At 21.1% G+C, this 801-nt stretch carries 1 protein-coding gene and 1 pseudogene; one reads left to right on the top strand and one right to left on the bottom strand.

Annotation, left to right across the window (positions count from 1 at the left end; translation table 11 throughout):
- A pseudogene (locus NGI68_RS16895) lies at nt 1–196 on the bottom strand (hypothetical protein); the annotation flags it as partial.
- 328 nt (nt 197–524) lie between these two features.
- Here NGI68_RS16895 and NGI68_RS16890 point away from each other — a divergent pair.
- A partial coding sequence (locus NGI68_RS16890; RefSeq protein WP_502799403.1) for a methyltransferase domain-containing protein occupies nt 525–801 on the top strand: 277 nt, incomplete at its 3' end.

Below are 801 nucleotides of genomic sequence, written 5' to 3'. Positions count from 1 at the left end.
CAAAATCCTTTTGCATTGATTTAGGTATAAAATCAATTTTATTTTCAATAATTTCATGAATAGTAGAAGATAATATAAGTGTTTTCTTTTTACTATCTTCATTTTTATACTTAATGTTTATAAATGTCTTAATTCTTTCAATATCACTCTTATTAATCACTTTAGTGACTTTTAATTCTTCTAAAAAATTGCTCATAATAAATATTCTTATATAATCCTTCCAAGTAATAATTATATTAAATAGTATAATTATCGACATATACTAGAGCTACTTAAATCATTATGGGACATAATAAAAATATAAAATTATTAGAATAGAATTTATTTGTATTTATAATAAGGTATTAAATATAAAAAATATTATAAATGCAATGGATAATAATATTAAAATATTTTCTTTACTGTTATTATCATAAAATCATGTAACATATTTTTAATATAGTTAAATATAAATTACTACTAATAATAGGTGTTATGATATAATATTTCAGTAATATATTAAAAATAGATCCGGAGGTTAAAAAATGAGACTTAGAAAAAAGTGGTGGTCAAGACCAGAGATAGAAGCTAGTAATAAATTTATAAAAGAGCCTAAAGAATTAAAAGGAAAGTGGAATAAAGAGTTTAATAATAATAATAACATACATTTGGAATTAGGCTGCGGAAGAGGCGGATTTATATCTCAATTAGTAGAAAAAAATGAGGATTTAAATTACATAGGAATAGATCTTAAAGATGAAGTAATAGTTTATGCTATAAGAAAAGTTAAAGAGACAGAAGAACAAGCTAAAAAAGAATTTA

This window comes from Clostridium sp. Marseille-Q2269 (assembly GCF_943736985.1).
Taxonomy (GTDB): domain Bacteria; phylum Bacillota; class Clostridia; order Clostridiales; family Clostridiaceae; genus Clostridium_F.
The sequence above is the reverse complement of the archived record's forward strand: the minus strand, read 5'-3'. Positions and strand labels throughout refer to the sequence as shown.